The organism is Acinetobacter sp. ACNIH3, from assembly GCF_002918965.1.
GTDB lineage: Bacteria > Pseudomonadota > Gammaproteobacteria > Pseudomonadales > Moraxellaceae > Acinetobacter > Acinetobacter schindleri.
Genome location: NZ_PQLP01000100.1, coordinates 1 through 2,999 on the forward strand (window position 1 = coordinate 1; position 2,999 = coordinate 2,999).

At 36.0% G+C, this 2,999-nt stretch carries 2 protein-coding genes and 1 pseudogene; 2 read left to right on the forward strand and 1 reads right to left on the reverse strand.

Features of this window, described 5'->3' with window-relative positions; all coding sequences use genetic code 11:
• Window positions 1–129 precede the first annotated feature (129 nt).
• Both C3420_RS16630 and C3420_RS16635 read left to right on the forward strand, forming a co-directional pair.
• Window positions 130–390 (forward strand): annotated as a pseudogene (locus C3420_RS16630) (integrase core domain-containing protein); the annotation flags it as partial.
• 81 nt (window positions 391–471) lie between these two features.
• The gene (locus tag C3420_RS16635; RefSeq protein ID WP_000693745.1) at window positions 472–2,427 is read left to right on the forward strand and encodes an alkyl/aryl-sulfatase; all 1,956 of its coding nucleotides are present in this window, start codon (window positions 472–474) and stop codon (window positions 2,425–2,427) included.
• A 357-nt stretch (window positions 2,428–2,784) separates the two neighbouring features.
• Here C3420_RS16635 and C3420_RS16640 read toward each other — a convergent pair.
• Window positions 2,785–2,999: hypothetical protein (locus C3420_RS16640; RefSeq protein ID WP_031991246.1), on the reverse strand; the 215-nt coding region annotated here is incomplete at its 5' end.

A 2,999-nucleotide genomic window follows, 5' to 3' on the forward strand; every position in this document is an offset into this window, starting at 1 on the left:
TTCTTGACTCAAGCATTAATGCAGTACGATCTTCAAAGTTAAGATGATGGTATGACAATTTTATATACTCCATAAACCCTTTAAATTAATTAGGTGGTTTATGTCGCACTTCAAGTTTTACTCTGCCATGTATTGAAATCAAATGACATCCAAATCAGCATGGATGGTAAAGGTCGATGGGTTGATAATGTGATGGTTGAACGATTATGGCGGAGCGTTAAATATGAAGAGGTGTATCTCAAAGCCTACAGCAATGTTTTGGATGCGAAGAAGCAATTAAACGCATATTTTGAATTTTATAATTTGAAACGACCTCATTCGAGTCTGGACAAAATGACTCCAGATGAGTTTTACTATGACCAGCTACCACAACAAAATAAGGTAGCTTAACTAGAGCAGAGTATCACTTATAAATAAGCTTTTAGTTGTTCAAACATGTGGGACCACCTCTATTTAAAAAAAGGAAAGAAGATGAAAATTAAGTTTTTAACAGTTTCATTGATGCTTATTCTGCCATTTTCTGTTTTTGCAGCAAATACTGTAGTAGAAAAAGCGGTCATTGAATCAAATAATACATATAAGGCGAAGTATAACTTAGAGGATATGACTGAGTTTAATCAGGCTCAAAAGGGCTTTATTGCCAAGCCAACAGGTCAAATTAAAAGTGAGAAAGGCAATGTTATCTGGGATTTTGATGCATTTAGTTTTTTACAAGATCAAGCACCAAATACCGTTAATCCCACTCTATGGCGACAAGCAAAATTAAACAACAATGTTGGGCTATTTAAAGTAACAGATCGAGTTTGGCAAATTCGTGGTTTTGATTTGGCAAATATGACCATCATTCAGGGTGATACTGGCTGGATTATTGTGGATACATTAACCTCTAAAGAAACGGCTGAAGCAGCACTTAAATTTGCTAGACAGCATTTAGGTGAGCAAAAAATTTCAGCCATTATCTTTACCCATAGCCATATCGATCATTTTGGTGGTGCATTAGGCGTTCTTTCTAGCGAAGAAATTAACGCTAGAAAAACTCCAATTATTGCGCCAAAAGGCTTTATGGAAGAAGCGACCAGTGAAAATGTGATGGCAGGTTCAGCCATGATACGTCGTGCGACTTATATGTATGGAACTTTTCTACCTAAAAATGCGGAAGGATTGGTGGATACAGGTTTAGGTAAGGCTGTTGCTGTGGGAAAAATGGGCATCCTTGAGCCTACACAACTGATCACTCAACCAGAACAGAAAATGACGGTTGATGGCTTGGATTTTGTGTTTTATAACGTGCCGGGTTCAGAAGCACCAGCAGAATTAACGTTCTCTATCCCATCATTGAAACTTTATAACGGCGCAGAAATTCTATCTCATACCATGCATAATCTTTATACCCTTCGGGGTGCTAAAGTCCGTGATGCCTTAAAATGGGTGGGCTATCTAGACCAAGCAATGCAGCATGCCAAAGCATCCGATGTATTGATTGCACAGCATCATTGGCCTGTCTGGGGCAATGACAATATTCAAGATTTTATTAAAACCCAGCGAGATGTTTATAAGTTCACGCATGATCAGACGGTGAGATATATGAACTCTGGTTTTAATGGCGCTGAAATTGCCGAAAAAATTAAGCTTCCAGCGGCACTTGATCAAAAACTATATGCTCATGGCTATTATGGAACCCTAAAACATAATGTAAAAGCAGTATACCAATATTATATGGGATGGTTCGATGCCCATCCTTCCAATTTAGATCCATTACCCCCTAAAGCTGTTGCAAAAAAATATATTGAGTTAGCAGGTGGGGAGAACAATGCATTGAAAAATGCGCGGGATGCCTACGCTCAAGCTGACTATAGATGGGCTGCCGAGATTTTAAAACATATTGTGTTGAATAACCCTCAAAACCAACAAGCAAAAGACTTATTGGCGAATACTTATCGTCAATTGGGCTATGCTGCTGAGGCTTCAACTTGGCGTAATTTCTTTTTGGTGGGCGCTCAAGAGCTACAAAATAATGTACCCCTACAAAATACTTCTGATCCGAGTGATTTATTGATTCATACACCAACTGAAAGATTTCTTGAAGCTATGGCGACAAATTTAGATGTGGAAAATTTAAAAAATGAAAACCAGTGTATCAATCTGGTTTTGTCGGATACCAAAGAGCATTTTTCATTATGGGTTGAAAACTCAGTCATGCAGTTTAAGCGTTATGATGAAAGTAAAGATTTGGCATTGGATTGCCCTACATTAACCTTAACCAAGCCCTTATATCTAAAAATGATTACAGGTCAAATAGAAGGGGTAAAAGTCCTGCTTTCTAAAGACAGTAAAGTCAAAGGTAATCCACTGAAAATTGGAAAATTCTTTGCAATGTTTAAACGTCCAGATTCAATTTTCCCGATTGTGACTCGACCAAATGGCTAAGCTCAAATAAGTAAAGTCGAAACTTAAATTAATAGATCCAAAGAAATGGGTGAAATTATCAACTTGGTTCTCCCAATCTTATAACAGGAATACAAGAAATTATTTCTTGTATTCCTCTTTAAAATTAAAAGTAAGCTATATGTATTTTAACTCTATTGATACTTTATTAAATGGTTTTTGAATTTTTATACTTTATTTTCGATGGAGATATTTTTATTAGTAGCTTGTTTAAAAAAGATTTGTTTATTTTTCTATTAATTGCTTCTAAATAATAACTTCAATATTTTTGTGGTTAAAAGGCAAGGGGGTATTATGATGTGTTTTTTATTGAAAATAAGCTTTTATATTAGGGCGAATTCAAACATGAGGTGCGACAGTTTGAAAAGTCTTATGATAATCAACAAGCTGAGCAAATTTCTCTAATGGTGTAAGCCAATCTAACGCTTTTCTAGGACGAGTATTCAGTGACATGGCAACTTGATTTAAATAATGCTGATCTGCCTGATTTAAATCAATCCCTTTAGGTAAATATTGCCTAATTAAACCATTCATATTTTCGCATGTGCCTTTTT

Bases quoted from the DNA above. Each gene is read 5' to 3' on its own strand.
- C3420_RS16635 (WP_000693745.1), top strand. From the start codon at position 472: ATGAAAATTAAGTTTTTAACAGTTTCATTGATGCTTATTCTGCCATTT.